This window comes from Streptomyces xantholiticus (genome assembly GCF_014651015.1).
Taxonomy (GTDB): domain Bacteria; phylum Actinomycetota; class Actinomycetes; order Streptomycetales; family Streptomycetaceae; genus Streptomyces; species Streptomyces xantholiticus.
The window spans coordinates 69,581-90,278 of sequence record NZ_BMWB01000011.1; the positions used below are offsets into that span (position 1 = coordinate 69,581).

The 20,698-nt window shown below is 71.0% G+C and carries 17 protein-coding genes; 7 read left to right on the plus strand and 10 right to left on the minus strand.

What is annotated here, in order from left to right:
* Nucleotides 1-12 precede the first annotated feature (12 nt).
* Together IE198_RS18195 and IE198_RS18200 are read left to right on the plus strand one after the other, a co-directional pair.
* On the plus strand, nucleotides 13-1,929 hold the full coding sequence (locus IE198_RS18195) for a fumarate reductase/succinate dehydrogenase flavoprotein subunit (protein ID WP_189887756.1): 1,917 nt from the start codon (nucleotides 13-15) through the stop codon (nucleotides 1,927-1,929).
* Nucleotides 1,926-2,696, plus strand: a complete 771-nt coding sequence (locus IE198_RS18200) for a succinate dehydrogenase/fumarate reductase iron-sulfur subunit (RefSeq protein WP_189887758.1) — start codon at nucleotides 1,926-1,928, stop codon at nucleotides 2,694-2,696. Before IE198_RS18195 ends, IE198_RS18200 begins: the two co-directional genes overlap by 4 nt.
* A 35-nt stretch (nucleotides 2,697-2,731) precedes the next feature.
* On the opposite strand, the gene IE198_RS18205 is transcribed toward IE198_RS18200, so the two are convergent.
* The gene (locus IE198_RS18205; protein ID WP_229834060.1) at nucleotides 2,732-3,811 is read right to left on the minus strand and encodes a glycoside hydrolase family 18 protein; all 1,080 of its coding nucleotides are present in this window, start codon (nucleotides 3,809-3,811) and stop codon (nucleotides 2,732-2,734) included.
* 87 nt (nucleotides 3,812-3,898) lie between these two features.
* Here IE198_RS18205 and IE198_RS18210 point away from each other — a divergent pair, with 87 nt between their 5' ends.
* On the plus strand, nucleotides 3,899-5,986 hold the full coding sequence (locus IE198_RS18210; protein ID WP_189888002.1) for a TPM domain-containing protein: 2,088 nt from the start codon (nucleotides 3,899-3,901) through the stop codon (nucleotides 5,984-5,986).
* A 168-nt stretch (nucleotides 5,987-6,154) separates the two neighbouring features.
* Here the strand turns inward: IE198_RS18210 and IE198_RS18215 are convergent, their stop codons facing one another.
* The 7 genes from IE198_RS18215 to IE198_RS18245 all read right to left on the minus strand — a co-directional run bounded on the left by IE198_RS18215 (nucleotide 6,155) and on the right by IE198_RS18245 (nucleotide 14,522).
* Nucleotides 6,155-8,737 (minus strand): SpoIIE family protein phosphatase, encoded by a 2,583-nt coding sequence (locus IE198_RS18215; protein ID WP_189887760.1) that lies wholly within the window; start codon nucleotides 8,735-8,737, stop codon nucleotides 6,155-6,157.
* 147 nt (nucleotides 8,738-8,884) lie between these two features.
* A complete protein-coding gene (locus IE198_RS18220) occupies nucleotides 8,885-9,301 on the minus strand; it encodes an ATP-binding protein (protein ID WP_189888004.1) in 417 nt (138 codons plus the stop codon).
* 124 nt (nucleotides 9,302-9,425) lie between these two features.
* Nucleotides 9,426-9,845, minus strand: a complete 420-nt coding sequence (locus IE198_RS18225) for a (deoxy)nucleoside triphosphate pyrophosphohydrolase (RefSeq protein WP_189887761.1) — start codon at nucleotides 9,843-9,845, stop codon at nucleotides 9,426-9,428.
* Between the two features lie 45 nt (nucleotides 9,846-9,890).
* Nucleotides 9,891-10,070, minus strand: coding sequence for an SPOR domain-containing protein (locus IE198_RS18230; RefSeq protein WP_189887763.1), 180 nt, complete (start codon nucleotides 10,068-10,070; stop codon nucleotides 9,891-9,893).
* Between the two features lie 168 nt (nucleotides 10,071-10,238).
* Nucleotides 10,239-10,991: a GntR family transcriptional regulator gene (locus tag IE198_RS18235; RefSeq protein WP_189887765.1), complete on the minus strand. Its 753-nt coding sequence runs from the start codon at nucleotides 10,989-10,991 to the stop codon at nucleotides 10,239-10,241.
* 699 nt (nucleotides 10,992-11,690) lie between these two features.
* Entirely contained in the window at nucleotides 11,691-12,773 is a 1,083-nt protein-coding gene (locus tag IE198_RS18240; RefSeq protein WP_189887767.1) for a DUF4190 domain-containing protein, read from the minus strand.
* 165 nt (nucleotides 12,774-12,938) lie between these two features.
* Nucleotides 12,939-14,522, minus strand: a complete 1,584-nt coding sequence (locus IE198_RS18245) for a S8 family peptidase (protein ID WP_189887769.1) — start codon at nucleotides 14,520-14,522, stop codon at nucleotides 12,939-12,941.
* 191 nt (nucleotides 14,523-14,713) lie between these two features.
* Between IE198_RS18245 and IE198_RS18250 the strand changes: the two genes are divergently transcribed.
* Entirely contained in the window at nucleotides 14,714-15,802 is a 1,089-nt protein-coding gene (locus IE198_RS18250; RefSeq protein WP_189887771.1) for a threonine synthase, read from the plus strand.
* Between the two features lie 73 nt (nucleotides 15,803-15,875).
* A complete protein-coding gene (locus IE198_RS18255) occupies nucleotides 15,876-16,379 on the plus strand; it encodes a hypothetical protein (RefSeq protein ID WP_189887773.1) in 504 nt (167 codons plus the stop codon).
* 50 nt (nucleotides 16,380-16,429) lie between these two features.
* Here IE198_RS18255 and IE198_RS18260 read toward each other — a convergent pair whose 3' ends face one another.
* Nucleotides 16,430-17,263 (minus strand): aldo/keto reductase, encoded by an 834-nt coding sequence (locus IE198_RS18260; protein WP_189887775.1) that lies wholly within the window; start codon nucleotides 17,261-17,263, stop codon nucleotides 16,430-16,432.
* A gap of 100 nt (nucleotides 17,264-17,363) precedes the next feature.
* On the opposite strand from IE198_RS18260, the gene IE198_RS18265 reads away from it, so the two are divergent.
* Together IE198_RS18265 and IE198_RS18270 are read left to right on the plus strand one after the other, a co-directional pair.
* A complete protein-coding gene (locus IE198_RS18265; protein ID WP_189887777.1) occupies nucleotides 17,364-18,659 on the plus strand; it encodes an ATP-binding protein in 1,296 nt (431 codons plus the stop codon).
* Nucleotides 18,656-19,786: a tetratricopeptide repeat protein gene (locus IE198_RS18270; RefSeq protein WP_189887779.1), complete on the plus strand. Its 1,131-nt coding sequence runs from the start codon at nucleotides 18,656-18,658 to the stop codon at nucleotides 19,784-19,786. The genes IE198_RS18265 and IE198_RS18270 overlap by 4 nt, the downstream gene beginning before the upstream one ends.
* Nucleotides 19,787-19,945: 159 nt before the next feature.
* Here IE198_RS18270 and IE198_RS18275 read toward each other — a convergent pair whose 3' ends face one another.
* Nucleotides 19,946-20,671: a GntR family transcriptional regulator gene (locus IE198_RS18275; RefSeq protein ID WP_189888007.1), complete on the minus strand. Its 726-nt coding sequence runs from the start codon at nucleotides 20,669-20,671 to the stop codon at nucleotides 19,946-19,948.
* Nucleotides 20,672-20,698: the final 27 nt, after the last annotated feature.

The following is a 20,698-nucleotide window of genomic DNA, read 5'->3' on the forward strand; positions in this document are numbered from 1 at the left end:
GGGAAGGTCCTGATGACTGAGCTCGAACGGCAGCAGTGGGACGTCGTCGTGGTGGGAGCGGGCGGCGCGGGCCTGCGCGCCGCCATCGAGGCGCGCGAGCGGGGCGCGCGTACGGCGGTGATCTGCAAGTCCCTGTTCGGCAAGGCGCACACCGTGATGGCCGAGGGCGGCATCGCCGCCTCCATGGGCAACGTGAACTCCAACGACAACTGGCAGGTGCACTTCCGGGACACGATGCGCGGCGGCAAGTTCCTCAACCAGTGGCGGATGGCGGAGCTGCACGCCCGGGAGGCGCCGGACCGGGTGTGGGAGCTGGAGACATGGGGCGCACTCTTCGACCGCACCAAGGACGGCCGGATCTCGCAGCGCAACTTCGGCGGCCACGAGTACCCGCGCCTCGCGCACGTCGGTGACCGCACCGGGCTCGAGCTGATCCGCACCCTCCAGCAGAAGATCGTCTCGCTGCAGCAGGAGGACGAACGAGAGCTCGGCGACTACGAGGCCGGCCTGAAGGTCTTCCAGGAGTGCACGGTGACCCGTGTCCTCAAGGGCGACGGCCGGGTTTCCGGGGTCTTCTGCTACGAGCGGGAGTCCGGCCGTTTCTTCGTCCTCGAAGCGCCCTCCGTCATCCTGGCGACGGGCGGCATCGGCAAGTCCTTCAAGGTGACCTCCAACTCCTGGGAGTACACCGGCGACGGGCACGCCCTGGCGCTGCTGGCGGGCGCCCCGCTGATCAACATGGAGTTCGTGCAGTTCCATCCGACGGGGATGGTCTGGCCGCCGTCGGTGAAGGGCATCCTCGTCACCGAGTCGGTGCGCGGCGACGGCGGGGTGCTGCGCAACTCCGAGGGCAAGCGGTTCATGTTCGACTACGTTCCGGACGTCTTCAAGGAGAAGTACGCCCAGTCCGAGGACGAGGGCGACCGCTGGTACGACGACCCGGACCACAACCGCCGCCCCCCAGAACTGCTGCCGCGCGACGAGGTGGCCCGCGCCATCAACGCCGAGGTCAAAGCGGGCCGCGGCTCCCCGCACGGCGGGGTGTTCCTCGACGTCTCCACCCGGATGCCGGCCGATGTCATCCGGCGCCGGCTGCCGTCGATGTACCACCAGTTCAAGGAGCTGGCAGACGTCGACATCACGGCGGAGGCCATGGAGGTCGGCCCCACCTGCCACTACGTGATGGGCGGCATCGCCGTCGAGTCCGACACCGCCGCCGCTCTCGGCGTACCCGGGCTGTTCGCGGCCGGTGAGGTGGCCGGCGGGATGCACGGCTCCAACCGCCTCGGCGGCAACTCCCTCTCCGACCTGCTCGTCTTCGGCCGCCGCGCCGGTCTCCACGCGGCCGAATACGCCCAGCGGCTCCCCGCGCGGCCCACCGTCGACGAGACCCGGATCGACGCCGCGGCGGCGGAGGCGCTGCGCCCCTTCAGCGCGGAGGGTCCGGCGGACGGCGCGGCCCCGGAGAACCCGTACACGCTCCACCAGGAGCTCCAGCAGACGATGAACGACCTGGTCGGCATCATCCGACGGGCGGGCGAGATGGAACAGGCCCTGGAGAAGCTGGCGGAGCTGCGGGTGCGGGCGAGCCGGGCCGGGGTCGAGGGACACCGGCAGTTCAACCCCGGCTGGCACCTCTCCCTGGACCTGCGGAACATGCTGCTGGTCAGCGAGTGCGTCGCACGGGCGGCCCTGGAACGCACGGAGAGCCGCGGCGGTCACACCCGCGAGGACTGCCCAGGCATGGAGCGTGAATGGCGCCGGGCGAACCTGGTCTGCCGGCTGGCCCCGGCGGCCGGCGCCGATCCGGCGAGCGGCCGGATCGAGCTCGAACGGAAGACGACCGATCCCATCCGTCCCGACCTGCTCGCCCTCTTCGAGAAGGAAGAGCTGGTCAAGTACCTCGCCGAAGAGGAGCTGACCGAGTGAGTGCGTACCGAGCCCACTTCAGGGTCTGGCGGGGTGACCAGGAGGGCGGCGGCCTCGAGGACTTCACCGTGGAGGTGAACGACGGAGAGGTCGTCCTCGACATCATCCACCGTCTCCAGGCCACGCAGGCGTCCGATCTCGCCGTTCGCTGGAACTGCAAGGCCGGCAAGTGCGGCTCGTGCAGTGCGGAGATCAACGGCCGGCCGCGTCTGCTGTGCATGACCCGTATGTCGGTCTTCTCCCGCGAGGAGACCGTCACGGTCACACCGCTGCGCGCGTTCCCCGTGGTGCGGGACCTGGTCACCGACGTCTCCTTCAACTATGCGAAGGCCAGGGAGGTCCCCTCGTTCGTGCCGCCACCGGGTGTCGCGGCCGGTGAGTACCGGATGCAGCAGATGGACGTGGACCGGTCGCAGGAGTTCCGCAAGTGCATCGAGTGCTTCCTGTGCCAGGACACCTGCCATGTGGTGCGCGACCACGAGGAGAACAAGCAGGCCTTCGCCGGACCGCGCTTCCTGATGCGGGTGGCCGAGCTGGACATGCATCCCCTCGACGCGGCCGCGGAGACGGGACTGGACCGCAGGGCGACGGCACAGGACGAACACGGACTCGGCTACTGCAACATCACCAAGTGCTGTACGGAGGTCTGCCCGGAAGGCATCAAGATCACCGACAACGCGCTGATCCCGCTGAAGGAACGGGCCGCCGACCGGAAGTACGACCCGCTGGTGTGGCTGGGCAACAAGATCAGGCGCCGGGAGGGCTGACCGCTCCCCCGGACGGCGGCGGGCCGGCCGGCCCGTCAGCACCACCCTTCGCGGTAGGCCTGCCAGTCGCCTTCCTCCGCCGCGAAGTCCACGTACAACGCGACGCCGAAACGCTTCCGGTCGCGGTCCGTGCGCCCGAGGCCCAGCCGGGTGCCGCGGACCGCGGCCGCGACCGTCTCCGCGTTCTCGTGGTGGCCCAGGTCGTCCTCGTGGAAGAACGGCAGCCCGACCAGCAGATCGGTGCTCTCCGGAGTCACCTCGAGCGCCAGCTCCGTCTGGTGCGCCACATAGCCGCCGTACATGAACTCCCGCGGCATCCAGGTGTCGTAGGACATGACCGCGATCTGGTCGACCCGTCGCGCCACCTGGCCGAAGAACTCCTGCGACCACCACTTCTCGCGGCCGGTGACGGCGGCGTTCACGCTGTGCGCGGCGGGCAGAGGGTCGATCTGGTGGGCGGCGATCGACAGCTGCGCCCTGCGGTGCCTCGTCAGGGTGCGCAGATCGTCGAGCAGGGACAGATAATCGCGGTCGCCGGAGAGGAGCGGCTCGAGGTCGAAGTGGACCCCCGCGAAGCCGGTGTCCAGGATCTGCTCGGCGGAGACCACCACCGCGTCGCGCGACCCCTTGTCGTCGAGGTGCAGTCCGTCGGGGCCGTCGTTCGCGAGTACGTCGCCGAGCCACGCCTGGACCCGGATGCCCGGCATCTCTCGGTGCACCGCGTCGATGAACCACCGGGCGCGGGGGTAGCGGCCGGCGGGCAGCGTGCCGTCGTGCTCCAGCGGGCCCGCGTGCACATACAGGTCCTTGATGCCGGTGCCGCGTATCTGCTCGGCGAACGCCTTCACGTCCGCGTCCTTCTTGCGGCCGTCCACCCACGCGTGGCCGAGCCAGATCGCGTCCTTGCCGCGGGTGCGGGTGCCGTCCTGCAGGTCGCCCGCGTAGTTGATGCGCAGCGTCACCGCCACGGCGAGCGGCGGAACGAGCAGGACCACCGCCAGCGCGAGGGCGACCCGCTTGGGCCACTTCAGCCTCGGGCTCCGCCATCTCCGCCGCAGCGCCCCTCCGCTGCCCTCCGGCCGAGTTCCTGTTGCCCCATTGCCGTTGATCTCCATGCGATGCAGGACTACGACCGGGCACCCGTGGTTCCGGGCGGTGCCGGGTCGCGGCGGGACAGACCGCGACTTAGCCTCCGAAATGTGATGCGAACAGCCGCCCGGGTCCTCCTCGCCGTGCTGACGGCGGCATGGTGGCTGATCGTGCCCGCCGCGGGACCGGTCACTGCCGACGACCCACTGGACCTCTCCCGGCAAGGCCGGATCACCGACCGCGTGGGTGCTCTCGACGACCGCGCCGCACAGGTGTCCCGCGCGCTCGACCGCCTCTACGACGAGCGGCGGCTTCAGCTCTTCGTCGTCTTTGTGTCCGGCTTCTCCGGCCGCTCCCCCCAGGAGTGGACGGCCACGACAGCCGCCAGGACCGGGCTGGGCCAGGAGGACGCCCTGCTCGCCGTCGCCACCCGCGAGCGGCAGTACGCGCACTGGGTCCACGGCGCCTCCCGCCTGACCGACGCCCACCTGGCCGAGGTGGCGGCGACGGCGGTGGAGCCCGCCCTGCGGGAGAACGACTGGGCGGGCGCCGCGATCGGCGCCGCCGACGGCTACGGCGCGGTACTGTCCGGCGCGCCCGTCCCCACGGTGAACATCACGCCCGGCAAGGCGCATCCGGGCTCGGGCGGCGGCGCCGGTACGAGGGCCGACCTGGTGCTGCCGATCGCGGTGGTCGGCGCCGCCGGAGTGTTCGCCGCGTACGCGTACATCAAGCGCAGACGGCGCACGGAAACCCGCACCACCCCCCAGGGCGGCCAGGAGGGCTGGGGCGCGCCGGAGGAGCCCCCGCTCCCGGAGCTCGACGCCAGGTCCAAACAGGCGCTGGTGGACACCGACGACGCGGTACGCACCAGTCAGGAGGAACTCGGCTTCGCAGCGGCGCAGTTCGGGGTCGAGGCAGCGCTGCCGTTCCAGGAGGCGGTGGAGCACGCCCGGCAGGAGCTGACCGCTGCTTTCCGGCTGCGTCAGCAGCTGGACGACGCCCGTCCCGGGGACGACGCCACCCGGCGCAGGATGCTGGACGAGATCGTCTCCCGGTGTGCGGCGGCCGATCGCCGGCTCGACGCCGAGTCGGAGGACTTCGACCGGCTGCGCGACCTGGAACGGAACGCGCGGCAGGCACTGGCCGCCGTAGAAGCCGCCTTCGAGGACATCAGCGGCCGGGTCGTCAGCGCCGAGGCCGCGCTCGGTGTGATGCGGGACCGGTACACACCCTCAGCCGCGGCGCCGGTCGCGAATGACGTGGAGCAGGCCAAGGACCGGTTGGAGTTCGCGACGAACAGTCTCGGCCGGGCCCGGCAGGCCGTCGGGGCGGACGACAACGGCACGGCCGCCGTTCAGGTGCGGGCTGCGGAGGCGGCCGTCGCCCAGGCCACCCGGCTGATCGAGGCCCTCGACCGCCGGGCTCAGGAACTGGCAGAAGCAACCGGGAAACTGCCGGACGCGCTGACCGAGACGGAGACGGACCTGGCAGAGGCACGCGGACTGCTCGAGGGAACCGAGGAAGGCACGTCGACCGCCACGCTCCAGGGCCGGATCACCCGCGCGGAGAAGGTCGTCGCAGAGGTACGAGGCGCCACGGAGGCCGGTCCGTACGACCCGATCGACGCGCTGCGCCGGTTGGGCGAGGCGTATGCGGGACTGGACGCGGCTCTCTCCGGGTCCAGGGAGCAGGAGCAGGGGACACGGCGCGCCCGGGCCCTGCTGGACCGGGCGATGCTCGGCGCACGCTCCGGCATCGGCGCCGCCGCCGACTACATCAGCACGCACCGCGGCGCCGTCGGCAGCGAGGCCCGGACGCGGCTGGCGGAAGCGCAGCGCCGGCTGGAACGGGCAGCGGCACCGGCCGGGGACGACGACGGGACGGGCGGCGATCCGCAGACATCGCTGGCGGAGGCGCAGCGGGCGGACTGGCTGGCGCAGCAGGCGCAGAGCCTCGCGGAGAACGATGTGCGCGGATTCGGGAACCCCTTGGGGCCGGGGGGTGCAACAGGAGTAGGAAGCGCTGGGGGTGGTCTCGGGGGCGCGGTGCTCGGCGGGATCCTCCTCGGCGGAACGCTCGGCGGAGGAAGGGGCGGCGGCCATGGCGGAGATCTCGGGGGCTTCGGCGGTTTCGGCGGCGGGCCCGGCAGCTTCGGCGGCGTCGGCACTCGCGGCCGGATGGGCGGTGGCCGTTTGTGACGCATGGCCGGTGTCCCGGATGGCGTTCAGGGAGCAGTGGCATGACCTACCAGACCGTTCCCGGGCGGGTCGCCCACGCGGCGGAGCCGCACGTCAATACAGCGGGAAGGGGCGGGGTGGCAGAAGGGTCCGCCGCACCCGCACCCACCACGCCGGACGGCGCCCCCCTCAGAACATGCTCAGCAACTGCTCCACCGTCGGCTCCGCCGACCCCTCTCCGTCCGGCAGCGCCAGTTCGAACCACACCGTCTTGCCGCGCGGGGTCCGCCGTGAGCCCCATGCCGCGCTCAGCAGGCCGACCAGTTGCAGTCCACGTCCGCCCTCGTCCGTGTCACGTGCCCGTCGGCGTCTCGGCTGGACCAGGCCCGCGTCCCACACCTCGCACACCAGCGTCCGGTCCCGCAGCAGCCGGAGCCTGATCTCGCCCTCGCCGTACCGCAACGCATTGGTGACCAGTTCACTGACGAGGAGTTCCACCGTGTCGACCAGGGCGTCGAGGCCCCAGGCCGTGAGCTGGCCGCGGGTCAGCTCACGGGCGCGGCCCACGGAGCGGGGCTCCCGCGACAGCCGCCAGTCGCCTACGGCTTCCGCGGGCAGCCCCTGGATACGGGCCATCAGCAGCGCGATGTCGTCCTCGCCGTGCCGGGTGTCGAGCGTGCTGAGCACGTGGTCGCAGACGTCTTCCAGCGGGCGTACCGGATCCGCGAGCGCGGTGCGGAAGGCGCGCAGGCCCTCGTCGAGGGGATGGTGACGGGACTCGACCAGGCCGTCGGTGTAGAGCGCGAGGAGGGAACCCTCGGGGACTTCGACCTCCACCTCCTCGAAGGGTTCGCCGCCCACGCCGAGCGGCATCCCCGGCGGCACGTCGAGCAGCAGCGCCTCTTCGCCGGGCTCGACGAGCACGGGCGGCAGATGGCCGGCGTTGGCGAAGGTGCAGCGGCGGGTGACGGGGTCGTAGACGGCGTAGACGCAGGTGGCGAGGTAGACCTCGGAGAGGTCGGCGTCGCGGGACTTGTGGGCGACCCGGGACGGGACCTGACCCCCGCCCCGGGGGCGGCCTGCCTTCGCGGGGCTGCCGAGCCCGCGGGCGATCTCGTCGAGCGCGGAGAGCACCTCCGCCGGTTCCAGGTCGAGCAGCGCCAGGGTCCGTACGGCGGTGCGCAGTTCGCCCATGGCGACGGCGGCCCGCAGGCCGCGGCCCATCACGTCGCCGACGACCAAGGCGGTGCGGTGGCCGGGCAGTTCGATGACGTCGAACCAGTCGCCGCCGACCTCGGTCGCGGTGGTGCCGGGGAGGTAGCGGCAGGCGATGTCGAGGCCGGCGGCTTCGGGGTCGCCGGGCGGCAGCAGGCTGCGCTGGAGGATGAGGGCTCGCTCGTGCTCCCTGCGGTACAGGCGGGCGTTGTCGATGCAGACGGCGGCACGTGCGGCGAGCTCGACCGCGAGCGCCCGGTCCCTTTCCCCGAACGGCTCGCTGCCCTTGGCCCTGGAGAACTGCGCGAGTCCGACGACGGTGTCGTGCGCCACCATGGGCACGGCAAGCGTCGACTGGACGAGGCTGCCGTCCTGACCGGGGATGGTCCGGACACTGGCTGTACGCAGAGCCCCGGCGCAGGGGGAGTTGAACGGGTAGCGGTGGACCTCGCCGACCGCCGTGGGGGCGCTGCCCTCGGGTGCGCAGCCCGGGGTGGTCATCAGCGGGGCGCCGGAGACGGCGCTGGCGAAGGCGACCCGCCGCAGTTCCGCGCTGCCGCCCCCGTAGCTCTCCGACCTGGCGGATCCCCACTGTCCCGGCGGGGCCTCGTCACCGGTGAGGAGGCCCTGGTAGAGGTCGACGGAGGCGAGGTCGCAGAAGCCGGGGACCGCGACGTCGAGGAGTTCGCGGGCGGTGGTCTCCAGGTCGAGGGAGTTGCCGATGCGGGCGCTCGCCTCGTTGAGGAGGGCGAGGTTGCGGCGGGCGTTCGCGGCTTCGCGGGCGGCTATGTGACGACGTGTGACATCGGTGCCGAGCCCGGCCACACCGACGGGCCGGCCGGATCCACCGTGTACGCGATAGAGGTTGATCGACCAGTGCCTGCGTTCCGTGCTTCCCGGTGCCGTGCCGACGATCTGCAGGTCGGTGACGGACTCGCCGGTCTCCAGGACCCGGCGCAGGGCGGCGTTCATCCGCTCGGCCTCGGGGCGGGAGAGGTAGTCGTGGACCGTGCGGCCTCGGTGGTCGTCGGCGGCGCCGCCGAAGACGGTGGCGAAGCGCTGGTTGGCGCGCTGGACGGTGAGATCCATACCGAAGAGGAGGAAACCGAATGGAGATTGGCCGAATATCGCCTGCGATGCGGCAAGGTCGGTCTCTATCCGGCGCAACGCCCGGACGTCCAGGACGATACAGAGCGCGGCCTGTTCGCCCCTGACCGTCTCACTGGGCATTACATAGATCTCGGCGAGGCCGTGGGCCCGGCCTCCTCCTGGCATACGGAAGGGAACGATTCCCGTCCATTCCTTGCCGTCGAGGACCTCGGCGACCCTGCGGTGGCCTCGTGGGCGAAGCTCCGCGGGCATGAAGACCTCGACCGGATCCTTGCCTCTGACCTCGTCGGCGGTGATGCCGAACAGTTCCACGGCCCGGTCGCTCCACTGGTCGACCAGTCCGTCGTGGCCGATCGAGAAGGAGGCCACCTTGATGTAGTCATAGATCGAGCCAGGCGGGCTGCTCTGCCATACGACATCACTCGCCGTCTCAGGTATTTCGCTCACGCGACCGTCCCCTCCAGCTCACCGCACCGGACCGGCCATGACCGCAGTATTCAGCACTACGGCTCCCACCGGCACGGCGTTCACGATCACAGAGAGGTCTCGTTCGTTTTGAGCCGACTCAGACGTGATCGTCGTCCCTGAAGACTCCTAACCAGCCAGGGCCAGCTCGAACCACACGGTTTTGCCCGTCCTTCCGCGCCGGGTGCCCCAGCGCCGAGCGGAACAGGCCACCAGCTGCAGCCCGCGTCCGCTCTCGTCCTCGGCGCGCGCGGACCTTTCGACCGGCGGATCCGGAAGCGGATCGGAGACTTCGACCAGCAGGACAGGGACCGTGTCGCCGCTCTCCGGGCGGAACAGCCGGAGGGTGATCGGGCCGGGGGTGTACCGCTGGGAATTGGTCACCAGCTCACTGACCAGGAGAACCGTCACATCCCCGACAGCGGTGTCCAGTCCCCATTGCCTGAGCGTTTCCCGGACGGCGTGCCGGGCTGTGCCCACCACGTTCGGTTCGGCCGGAAAAGTCCACTCGGCGCATTCGCCTCGGGTGCCGATCACCCCGATCACTTCCCCGATCACCAGCGGAACCGTGTCCCATTTAAGGGGGTTAATCAGCACATACCCTGTTTGCGGCGCGCCTTACCGTGCGCGGACCGCAATGGATGCACCCGCGGCTCGAACGGCGCACGGTTCAGCGGCGCGCACTCTCCCCGACTCCCTCGCGTCGGCGGCGGGCGCACGCGGCAACCGCGGGCCGGTCCTGGTCGAGCCAGTCGACCGCGTCGAGCTCGTCGGGGGCGAGCCAGCGCAGGGCGTCGTGGTCCTGAAGGGGCTCGGGCTCGCCGGAGACCAGCCGGGCCGTCCAGACCTGGAGCACATATCCCGGCCGCAGCGGCCACTCGCCGGGGACGCGCTCCACCGGCTCCGTCTCGATGCCCAGTTCCTCACGCAGTTCGCGCACCAACGCCTGCTCGGGCCGCTCCCCCGGCTCCACCTTGCCGCCGGGGAGCTCCCAGCGGCCGGCCAGTTCCTCGGGCGCGCTGCGGCGTGCCGCAAGGAGCCGGCCCTCCTCGTACACGGCACCGGCCACGACCACCACACGATCAGTCATGCGCCGGAGCGTACTGCCCGTCGCAATGCCGGGGGCGAGGCACCCTCAGCGCGCCGACCGGCCGATCCGCTCGACCCAGTAGAGCTGCTTGTGGCCGCGGCCGTCGAGCGAATCCGCGATCTTCTGTGCCTCGGCTTCGGTGGCGTACCTGCCGACGCGGTAACAGTTGCCGTTGTCGTCCTGCCGAATGACGAGCCATGGAAGAACAGCACCGCCGTCGGTCATCGCAACCCTCCCTCGGCCCGCCCGAGTATCCGTAACGATCGCCAGGAAACCGCAGTATGCATATGCGGAAGCCTACGCCTGGCCTTCACTGAGCGGATACGGGTTTTTACAAAGAGGCATGAAGAGGGGGCGCATCCGGCCGGATACACCCCCTGCTTGCCTACTGGCTCACTTCACCGGCAGGTGGTAAGCGATCCGGTAGCGGTCCGCCGGCACGACGACCTCGGCCGTCTCCACCGCGCGCCCCGAGGCGAAGTACGTCCGCTCGATGACCATGACCACATGCCCCGGGACGCCGCCGAGCGCCAGCAACTCCTCCGCGAGGCCGGGCCGGGCGCCGACCTCCTCCGTCACGTTGTCCACGACGATGTCGATGGCGGCCATCCGCTCGACGACACCGCAGCCCCCGAGCGGGCCGTCCTCGGGCAGCATGACCGGTGTGCGGCCGGTGACTTCGAGGGGCTCCCAGGAGGTGGAGAGCATCATCGCCTCCCCCGCGTCCCTGAAGAGGTAGCGCGTACGCATCACGCGGTCGCCGGTCTCGATGCCGAGCCGCGCCGCCACCTCCGGCGACGCCCCCTCCTGCTCGCTGCTGGACTCCCAGCTTCCCCTGGCCTCCTCCGCGGCCTGCTCCTGCCGGAACGGACTGGCGCCCGACGGCGGCCGGAAGCCGGATCGGGCGACCCTGCGCGGCACGGGCCGCTCGCGCACATACGTGCCCGAACCGGAGCGGCCCTCCACCAGGCCCTCGGCCATCAGGACCTTGCGCGCCTCGAGCGCGACCGTGTCGGAGACGCCGTACTCCTTGCGGATGCGGGCCTGCGAGGGGAGGCGGGTGTGCGGCGGCAGCGAGCCGTTCACGATCTTCTCGCGGAGATCGCTCGCAACGCGCAGATAGGCGGGCTGCTCACCGAATGTCACTGGCCACTCCCAACGGGTTGACAGACTGCAACAGCCTGGCAACCCTCGGTTGTGAACCGCAAGTATGGGCCAGGGTTTCACCCGAAGTGATGATTTGCCGCTGAGCAGAGGTTTAACGGGGGTACGGGCAGCCGGGCCACCCACCCTTGACCCAATGGTCCATACCAATATGTTTCCTGCGCACACGACTCCGTTCAGGAAGTCCGTTGCCGGTCCGTGCACAGGAATGAGTCCCCTGCGTCGAAGAACCTTTGCCCGGGCGGCTGTTGCCGTCAGCTCGCTCTCGCTCCTCGCCGCCCTCGCGCCTGCGGCGGCCGCGACCTCCGCCCTGGAAGCCCGCCACGGCGGCGGCCGGGGCCACCACCCGAAGCAGTCGTACAAGCGCGTCGGCTGCTTCACCCAGTGGGGTGTCCACGGCCGCGACTTCCAGGTCACCGACATGGACACCAGCGGCCGGGCCGGGAAACTCACCCACATCGACTACGCCTTGGGCAACGTGAACGCCGAGGGCAGATGCTTCACCGGCAACGTCCCCGGTGAGGCCGACACCTGGGCGGACTACGCCCGGCCGCTGTCGGCGGCCGACTCGGTGGACGGCATCGCCGACGCACCGGAGCAGCCGCTCGCCGACAACTTCAACCGGTTGCGGGAGCTCAAGGCCGAGTACCCGGGTCTCAAGGGTTTCGTCTCGCCGGGCGGCTACTCCTCCTCCGGCGGCGGGGTCGTGCTCAGACCGAGCACGTCACGGGCCGCGATCCGGGCCTGCTGGGTCAGCGTCTCCTCCGCCGTCGTCACCTGCGTCCAGAAGGTCTCCTCGTCCGCCGCCTTCGCGGCAAGGTCCCAGTGCCTGCCGGACGCCTCGAACTGCCGCGCCCTCGTACCCAGTGCGGCCGACGCCTCCTCGGGCCAGGAGCGGGCGCGCAGCGCTGTCGCCTGCTCGCGCAGGGCGCCCGACGTCCTTCGCGCCCAACTCCGGTACGCCACGGGGTCGTCGGCGAAATCGGCCTTCGGCTGCTCCGACCGCACCGTCTCCACCATGTGCTCGGCGTTGATGTAGGAGAGCTGGTCCGGGTCGTGGCTGTCCGGGCCCACGCGGAGCGACCCCTTGAGGGCGTCACCGGTGAAGGCGCAGGTCAGCATCCGGTCGCCGCCGGACCAGCTTTCCTCGGTCGGAATGTAGTAGTACGTCTCGAGGTCCTTCGGGAGCGCCCATGAGTCGCGCGCGTAGGCGGCGTTGATGTCCAGGCAGCGTTCTTCGGCGAACGTCTCACCCTTGGGGCCGGCGGGCGCCGGGTCGGACTTCTGCAGCCGGTGGGTGCCGCTCACCTCGGCGTCGTGCTCCTCGTCGCAGGGGACGATCTCGACGTTCACCACCACCCGCTCCAGATCACCGCCCGGCACGTTGAAGCAGTCGCCCCGGCGCAGGTCCTGGGTTCCCTTCGACCGGGCGGCGTCCTCGAAACCCGTCCGGAACCCGTTCCACGCCTCACGCGCGCCGCCCGTCACCACCATGAGCAGCACCAGCAGGGTGCTGATCGAGGACAGGACGATGCCCGCGATCGCCATGCCCTTGCCCCGGCCGCCCTTCCGGCGGAGCTGTCGGAGCGCGACGGTGCCGAGGATCAGTCCGAGGGGTGGCAGACAGCAGACGATGCCCACGACGAGGGAGGTGATGGCGAGCCCGTTCACCGGCACCGGCTGCGGCGGCCGGGGATACGGCAGGAGCTGCTGGTACGGCTGGTACTGCGTGTAGGGCTGCCCGCCCCGTGCGGAGGGGTCCACGGCAAGGCGCTCCTCGTCGGGTCCGCTGCTCGCACCCGACGCGAACAGGCGCGCGAATGATACGCGTGAGGAACGTCGAGGTGGGCGGCCCGGCGTGACACGGCGAAGGGGCGGCCGCGCGAGCGGCCGCCCCTGTGCTGCTGTGCCGGTCACCGGCTCATGGGCTCAGAACTGCAGTGCCCAGGAGTCGATCTTTCCGGTGTCCCACCAGGCGTTGTCGCTGACCCGCAGCTTCCAGGCGCCGTTGGCGGCCTCCGCCGAGGCGTTCACCGTGTAGGTGGTGTTGATGTTGTCGGCGCTGCCGCCGGTGCCGTAGTCCTTCAGCGTGTACGCGGTGCCGTCCGGAGCGACGAGCTGGACCCGGAGGTCACCGATGTAGGTGTGCTGGATGCTGACCGGCACGCTCAGGTCGGAGGGTGCGTTGCCCGAGATTCCGCTCACGGTGACCGGCGACTCGACGGTGGCGTTGTCGTTGATCGCGTAGTCGGTGGTGTTCTCGAAGCGGTCACCGGTCGGCGGCTCCGGGTCGGTGCCCCCGGTGCCCACGTACAGCAGGCGGTTCGGGGAGCCGGTGCCCGGGTTGCCCACGACGCCGCTGGAGGCGGCGGTGGTCAGGGCCGAGGAGACCTGGGCCGGGGTCGCGCTCCTGTTCTGCGCGAGGTACAGGGCCGCCGCGCCCGCGACGTGCGGGGTGGCCATCGAGGTGCCGGAGATGGTGTTCGTCGCCGAGTCGCTGCTGTTCCACGTCGAGGTGATCGACGAGCCCGGGGCGAAGATGTCCAGCACACTGCCGTAGTTGGAGAAGCTCGACCGGGCGTCCGAGTTGGTGGTGGAGCCGACGGTGATGGCTTCCGTGACCCGGGCGGGCGAGTAGTTGGAGGCGTTGGAGCCGTCGTTGCCCGCGGCGACGGCGTAGGTGACGCCGGACGCGATGGAGTTGCGTACGGCGGTGTCGAGGGCGGTGTCGACCCCACCGCCGAGGCTCATGTTGGCGACGGCCGGCTTGACGGCGTTCTGCGTCACCCAGTCGATGCCTGCGACGACCTGCGCGGTGGTGCCGGACCCCTGGTTGTTCAGCACGCGTACGCCGACGATCTTGGCCTTCTTCGCCACGCCGTGCGCGGAGCCCGCGACGGTGCCTGCGACGTGGGTGCCGTGGCCGTGGCCGTCCTGGGCCGTGTTGTCGTTGTCGATGGCGTCGTAGCCGTAGGAGGCACGGCCGCCGAAGTCGGTGTGCGTGATGCGCACGCCGGTGTCGATGATGTACGCCGTGACCCCCTCACCCGCGCTGTCGGGGTAGGTGTAACTCTGGTTCAGCGGCAGGGCCTTCTGGTCGATCCGGTCGAGGCCCCAGGAGGGAGGGCTCGGCTGCGTGCCGGAGATCGTGAAGACGCGGTTCTGCACGACGGACTCGACGGCCGGATCCGCGGCGAACTTCTTGGCCTGCTTCTCGGAGAGTTCGACGGCGTAGCCGTTCAGCGCGGCACTGTACGTCTTCTTGATCTCGGCGCCGTATTGCGCGGCGAGGGCCTTGCCCGCCTTGGATCCCGCGTCGGCCGCGGATTCGTCGAGTGTGACGATGTAGCTGCCCGGTACGGAGTTAGGGGCGCCGGCGTTCTGGATGACGCCGTCGGGCGCAGGCTCCACCGCGGCGGCCGGAAGGGCGGAGACCGTACCGAACGCGAGAGCGGCGACGGCTGTGGCACTGACCGTGGCGAGTCTTCGCCGGGAATCACGCATCACTGACATGTGAGGGGTCCTCCTCATTGGTGGTGCGTTGCTGTGGGGGATGTGGACAGGAGCATGACAAGGTCTGCCGACGGGTTCGCGGCGTTCCCTGTCCACCTGCCGAGCGAAAGGTTGGCCGATCCATAGGAATCCCACAAGAGGTCCGACCGCCAAGTAACAGAGACGCCATACGAATGCCATGCTGCGAAGCCATGACGACCTATCACTGCCCGGACTGCGGCAGCCACTTCGCAACCAGCTCCCTGAGCTGGTGCTGCCCCGACTGCCGCGGCCCCTTGGACCTGGCCTTCAGCGCCTCCCCCGTCCCCCTCGAAGCGCTGGCCGGCCGGGTGAATTCGCTGTGGCGCTACGAGGAGGCGCTGCCCCTCTCCGACCCCGCAGCCTCCCTCGGCGAAGGCCGCACCCCACTCGTCGAACTCACGCGGACCGTCTCCGCGAAGCTCGACTTCCTGACGCCGACGCTCTCCTTCAAGGACCGCGGGGCCGTCATGCTGGCCGAACTCGCCCGGCGTCTCGGACCACGCCGCGTCATCGCCGACAGCAGCGGGAACGCGGGTACGGCGGTCGCCGCGTACTGCGCCCGGGCCGGGCTGGACTGCACCGTATACGTCCCCGAGGCCACGTCCGCCAAGAAGGTCGAACAGATCCGGGCACACGGCGCACGGCTGGAAATCGTCCCCGGCGACCGGGAGACCACCGCGTCGGCCGCCCGCACGGCGGCCGACGCGGAGGGGGTCTTCTACGCGAGCCACGTCTACAACCCGTACTTCCTGCACGGCACCAAGACCTACGTCTACGAGCTGTGGGAGGACCTGGGCGGCCGGCTCCCGGAGGCGGTCGTCGTCCCCGTCGGCAACGGCACCCTGCTGCTGGGCGCGGCCCAGGCACTGTCCGAACTCCACGCGCACGGACTGATCGACTCCCGCCCCGCGCTGATCGCCGTCCAGGCGGAGGCGGTCTCACCGCTGGCTGCGGCGTTCCACGCCGGCGCGGACGGGCTGCTCGACGGCTCCCCCGCCCGGCCGACCCTCGCCGAGGGCATCGCCATTCCGAGACCGCCCCGGGCCCGTCAGATCCTGCGGGCGGTACGGGAGTGGGGCGGGACGTTCCTGACCGTCACGGAGGACGAGATCCGGGCCGCCCAGCGCGATCTCGCCGCCCGCGGCCTGTTCGTCGAATCCACGGGAGTGGCCTGCTGGGCGGCGGCCGGCACATGGACGGACCGCACGGCCGTCGTGCCGCTGTGCGGAGCGGGGTTGAAGACGGGGCTGGCTCCCTGAGGCTCCCCTCGTGCGCGCCCGAGCCGCCGGGTCGCCTTGTCGGTACGATCAGCAACTCGTCGAGGAGGCGTGGATGTCACAGGTGTCGCGGCGGCTGGTGCTGGCCATGGGGGCCGTGGCGCTGACCTCCTCATGCAAGGCCGTCGCCGCCTCCGACGGCCCCGACGAGGGCCCGCTCCGTGCGGAAACGGAGCCGCTGGAGAAGCGCTTCCCCCAGCTCGGCCCGCTGAGAGAGGCCCACTGGCTCGGCTACGACCTCGTGAAGAACAACGACGGCCGGTCACTCCCGGGCCCGTCCGACATCCGCGTGGTGGGGGTCGCCCGCCTCGCGGACGGCACGGTCGAGCGGCTGCTGTCGGTGACGACCCGCGACTTCCGACCGGACGCACCCGTCGACGTGCCCGGGCGCCTCGCTGCCCATGTCCCGGACGGAGCCGGGTGGGTCCACAGCAAGAGCTTCGACAGCGAGATCAGCAAGAACGCCTACACCGGCCGGTTCCTGCTGTCGACGGCAGAGGGGCTGGTCTGGTTCGACGCCGTGAACCCCACGGTGCCGGCGGCCGCGCCCTCCGGATGATCCGAGTCGGGGATCCGCCGCCCACTGCCGACGAATCTCCGACCTTGAGTTCACCGGCCCAGCCGGTCGAGGCGGTCGCGGTGGACCGGGCTCAGTCGCAGGTGCGCCGCGGCCAGGTTCTCCTCGAGGTGGTCGATCCGGGCGGTGCCGGGGATCGGGAGCACGACCTGCGATCGGCCGAGGAGCCATGCGAGCGCGACCTGGGTGGCGGTGGCGCCGAGTTCGGCCGCCACCGCGGCGACTTCGGCCCGTGCACCCGACGCGCCCGCCGCAACAGGGCGCCACGGAAGGAACGCGATTCCCGCCGCCTCGCAGGCCTCGAGCACCGGCTCGTGCTCCCGGTCGACGAGGTTGTAGCGGTTCTGCACGCTCACGATGTCGACGATCTTCCGTGCCTCGTCGAGTTCCGTGGCGGTGACCTCGGACAGTCCGATCCGGCCGAGCTTGCCTTCGCTCCCGAGGTCCCGCAGCGTGCCGAGTTGGTCGGCGAGAGGCGTCCTGGGGTCGATGCGGTGCAGCTGGAGCAGCTCGATGCGCTCGACGCGGAGCCGGCGCAGGGCCTGCTCGACCTGGGCCCGCAGGACGTCCGGCCGGCCGTCCAGCTGCCACTCGCCAGAAGGGCCCGATCGCGCGACGCCGACCTTGGTGGTGACGAGCAGCCCGTCCGGGTAGGGGTGGAGCGCATCGGCGAGGAGCTCCTCATTGGCTCCGCCGCCGTACAGGTAGGCGGTGTCGATCAGCGTGACGCCGAGCTCGACGGCCCGCCGTGCGACCGCCATCGACGCCTCCCGGTCGGCGGCCGACCCGGTCGGCAGGTGCATGGCTCCGAACCCGAGCCGCTGTACGGTCAGTTCCCCGCCGATTCGAAACGTGCTCGATGTCATCCGCTGTCTTCGCCCCTCGGTCAATTCGTCACCCCAGCAGCGACGGGGCGCATCAAGGGCACCTGAAAGGCGCCCGCGCCGCATACGTAAAGTGTGGGCCATGACGGCGGAATCCCCCCTGATACACAGCATGCGTACGGCCGTTGCTGCCGCGCCCGAGGACGTACCCCTGCGGCTGCACCTGGCCGAGCTGCTGCTGGAGGCGGGGCACGCGGATGCCGCGGTGGCGGAGATCGCCGTGACGCTGCAGCACGCGCCCGGTGACGCCCGCGCACGCGAGCTGATGGCCCGGGCCATGGGAGCCGGGCCCTCGCCCGCGGTCATACCCGAGCCGGCTGCCACACCCGGTCCGCCCGCGCCCGTGCCCGATGCCCCGCCCGCATCCGAGGTGCGGCCCGCCGCGGGCTTCGACTGGAGGGCCGCCGAGAACCAGGTCGGTGATGTCGTGCCGCCCCGGTACACCGAGGCGCCGCTCACCGTGGACGGCAGTGGCGATCCGGGTGACGCCGACGCCTGGGACGTGGAGTCGCCCGGGACCGTCCGCCTCGCCGACGTCGGCGGTATGCAGGAGGTCAAGGAGCGTCTGGAGGCGGCCTTCCTGGCGCCACTTCGCAACCCCGAGCTGCGCCGTCTGTACGGCAAGAGCCTGCGCGGCGGGCTTCTGCTGTACGGGCCGCCCGGCTGCGGCAAGACCTTCATCGCGCGGGCCGTCGCCGGTGAACTCGGCGCGAGTTTCCTCTCCGTGTCGGTCAACGACGTGCTGGACATGTGGATCGGGAACTCCGAGCGCAACATGCACGAGGTCTTCCAGACGGCCCGCCGGCAGGCCCCCTGCGTGGTGTTCCTGGACGAGCTGGACGCGCTCGGCGGCAAGCGCAGCCGCACCCAGAGCAATGGCATGCGCACCACCGTCAACCAGCTGCTGACAGAGCTGGACGGCGTGGACGCGGGAGCGAACGAGGGCGTCTTCGTGCTCGCCGCCACCAATGTGCCCTGGGACGTGGACATCGCCCTGCGCCGCCCCGGCCGACTGGACCGGACCCTGCTGGTGCTGCCGCCCGACGGGCCCGCCCGGGAGGCGATCCTCCGCTACCACCTGCGCGAGCGACCCATCGAGAACGTCGACCTGGGCAAGCTGGTCAAGGCCACCGACGGCCTGTCCGGCGCCGACCTGGCCCATGTCTGCGAGGCTGCGGCCGAGCACGCGCTGCTGGATTCGGCCCGCACCGGCACCGTACGCATGATCGGTATGAAGGACCTGCTGGCCGCCGCCAGGAAGATCGCGCCCTCGACGGAACCGTGGTTCGCGGCTGCCCGCAACGTGGCGATGTATGCGAACGACGGCGGGATGTACGACGACCTGGTGACCTATCTCAAGAAGAAGCGGAAGCTGTGACCACACTGCACCCGACCGTCGAACAGGCCCAGGCCCTCATCGACTTCGAACGCTTCGACCAGGCCGCGGCGCTGCTGGGGCGGCACCTCGCCGAGGAGCCCGACGACATACGCGCCTGGGTCAAGATCGGCTACTGCCGTCTGAACACCCAGCGGCCCCAGCAGGCCCTGGAGGCTTCGGACGCGGCCCTGGAACTCGCCCCCGAGGACCACGGCGCGCTCCTGCTGCGCGCCGACGCGCTGGTGCGCCTGCCGGGCAGCGGAGCCTGGCGCGCGGCCGAGCCCGTGCTGCGCGAGGCGGTCCGTGTCGCCCCCCACGACTGGTACGCCTGCGCGATGCTCGCCGACGCCGTCTGGCGCATGTCGGTGGTCCGGTACGCCCAGGCGACGGGCGCCACAGAGCTGCAGCACCACGAGCTCGCCGGCCTGGCCCAAGAGGCGACCGACCTGGTCAGGGAGGCGATACGCCTGGGCCCCGAGGAGGTCTACCCCCTCGTGGTGGCCCAGCAGATCGCCGACTTCACCGGGAACGCCACCGAGGCCGACCGGCTCGAACGCGCCATCCTCCGGCTCGACCCCACCCACCGCGCCGCCCTGGAGGCTCAGACAAGGAAGGCCGCCGGCGCGCCCGGCGTCAAGGCCCCTCGGGCCGCCGACCTGTACGCCGCCGGGCTCGCCGCCGCACCGGACTCCGCCGCGATGCAGGACGGCCTCGACCGGGCCACGTACCGCATGCTGCGCGGCATGCGCTGGCTCGCCCTGCTCGGTGTCGGCCTCGCAGGAGCGATGATGGACCTGTACATCGAAGAGGGCGAGGTGCCAAGCGAGTTGCCGCTCCCGCTCGGTCAGCGCCTCTGGTACCTCGTACCGATGACGGCCATCTGGATCGTCGGCGCCCTGCTCCGCCACCGCCGGCGTCGCACCGGTGTCCGGCTCAACGTCCGGTCACTGCTGCGCCGCGCCGTATGGGCCCGCATCGTGATCGCCCAGGCGGCCTGGGCGATGCTGTGCGCGCTGCTGATCGCCGAGGTCCCGTGGACGGACAGGCTCCTGCCGCAGGTGCTGTTCTGGGCCGGGCTCGTGCCCACACTCGCCACAATCTGGTTCGACCGCCCGAAGGCGGGATGAGCGAAAGCCACGCGGTCGATCGAGGACGGCTGCCACCATGACTTCCCGGAGTCGCACCACCTCCTCGAAGCGGGGACGCCGGAGCCCGGGTCGGACATGCCGTCCGCCGGCGCTGTGCGCGCGATGTCCCGCACGGGGCCCGGCGCATCGCGACCGGGCTCAGCGGGTCGCGCCCAGCCTCCGTCCGGTGGCGCGGCCGGCGGGCCGGCCCTCCTTCTCCTGCGCACCCTCGGCCCAGAGCGAGCGCACATGTCCCAGGTGGCGGGCCATGCACTTCTCCGCACCCTTCGCGTCACCCGCCACCATCAGGTCGAGCAGCTCGATGTGCTCCTCGGCCGACGGGATCAGCTGGTCACGTTCGTCCAGGGCGGTCAGTCCGTACAGCCGCGAGCGCTTGCGCAGATCGCCGACGGTCTCGACGAGCCGGTCGTTGCCGGCGAGTGCGAGCAGGGAGAGATGGAACTGCCGGTCGGCCTCGAGATAGCCGATGAGGTCGTGATCGCACGCGGCGCGCACGATCTCCTCGGCCACCGGCCGCAGCGCCTGAAGGTCCTCGACGGAGGCGCTGCGGGTGATCCGGCCGACCATGGGGACCTCGATCAGGGTGCGGATCTCGGTGTACTGGTCGAGATCGCGTTCATTGACCTCGGTGACACGGAAGCCCTTGTTGCGGACCGGCTCGACGAGGCCCTCGCGGGCCAGGTCGAGCATCGCCTCCCGCACCGGTGTCGCGGAGATCCCGAAGTCCTCGGCGAGGCCGGGCGCCGAGTAGACCTCGCCGGGGCGCAGTTCCCCGGAGATGAGCGCGGCGCGCAGGGCGTGGGCGACCTGGTCGCGCAGCCGCTCCCTGGCGGTGATGAGGTTGCGCTGCTTCAGGTGGCCCATGCCGGTCGTGTTCCCTTCGCCCTGTGC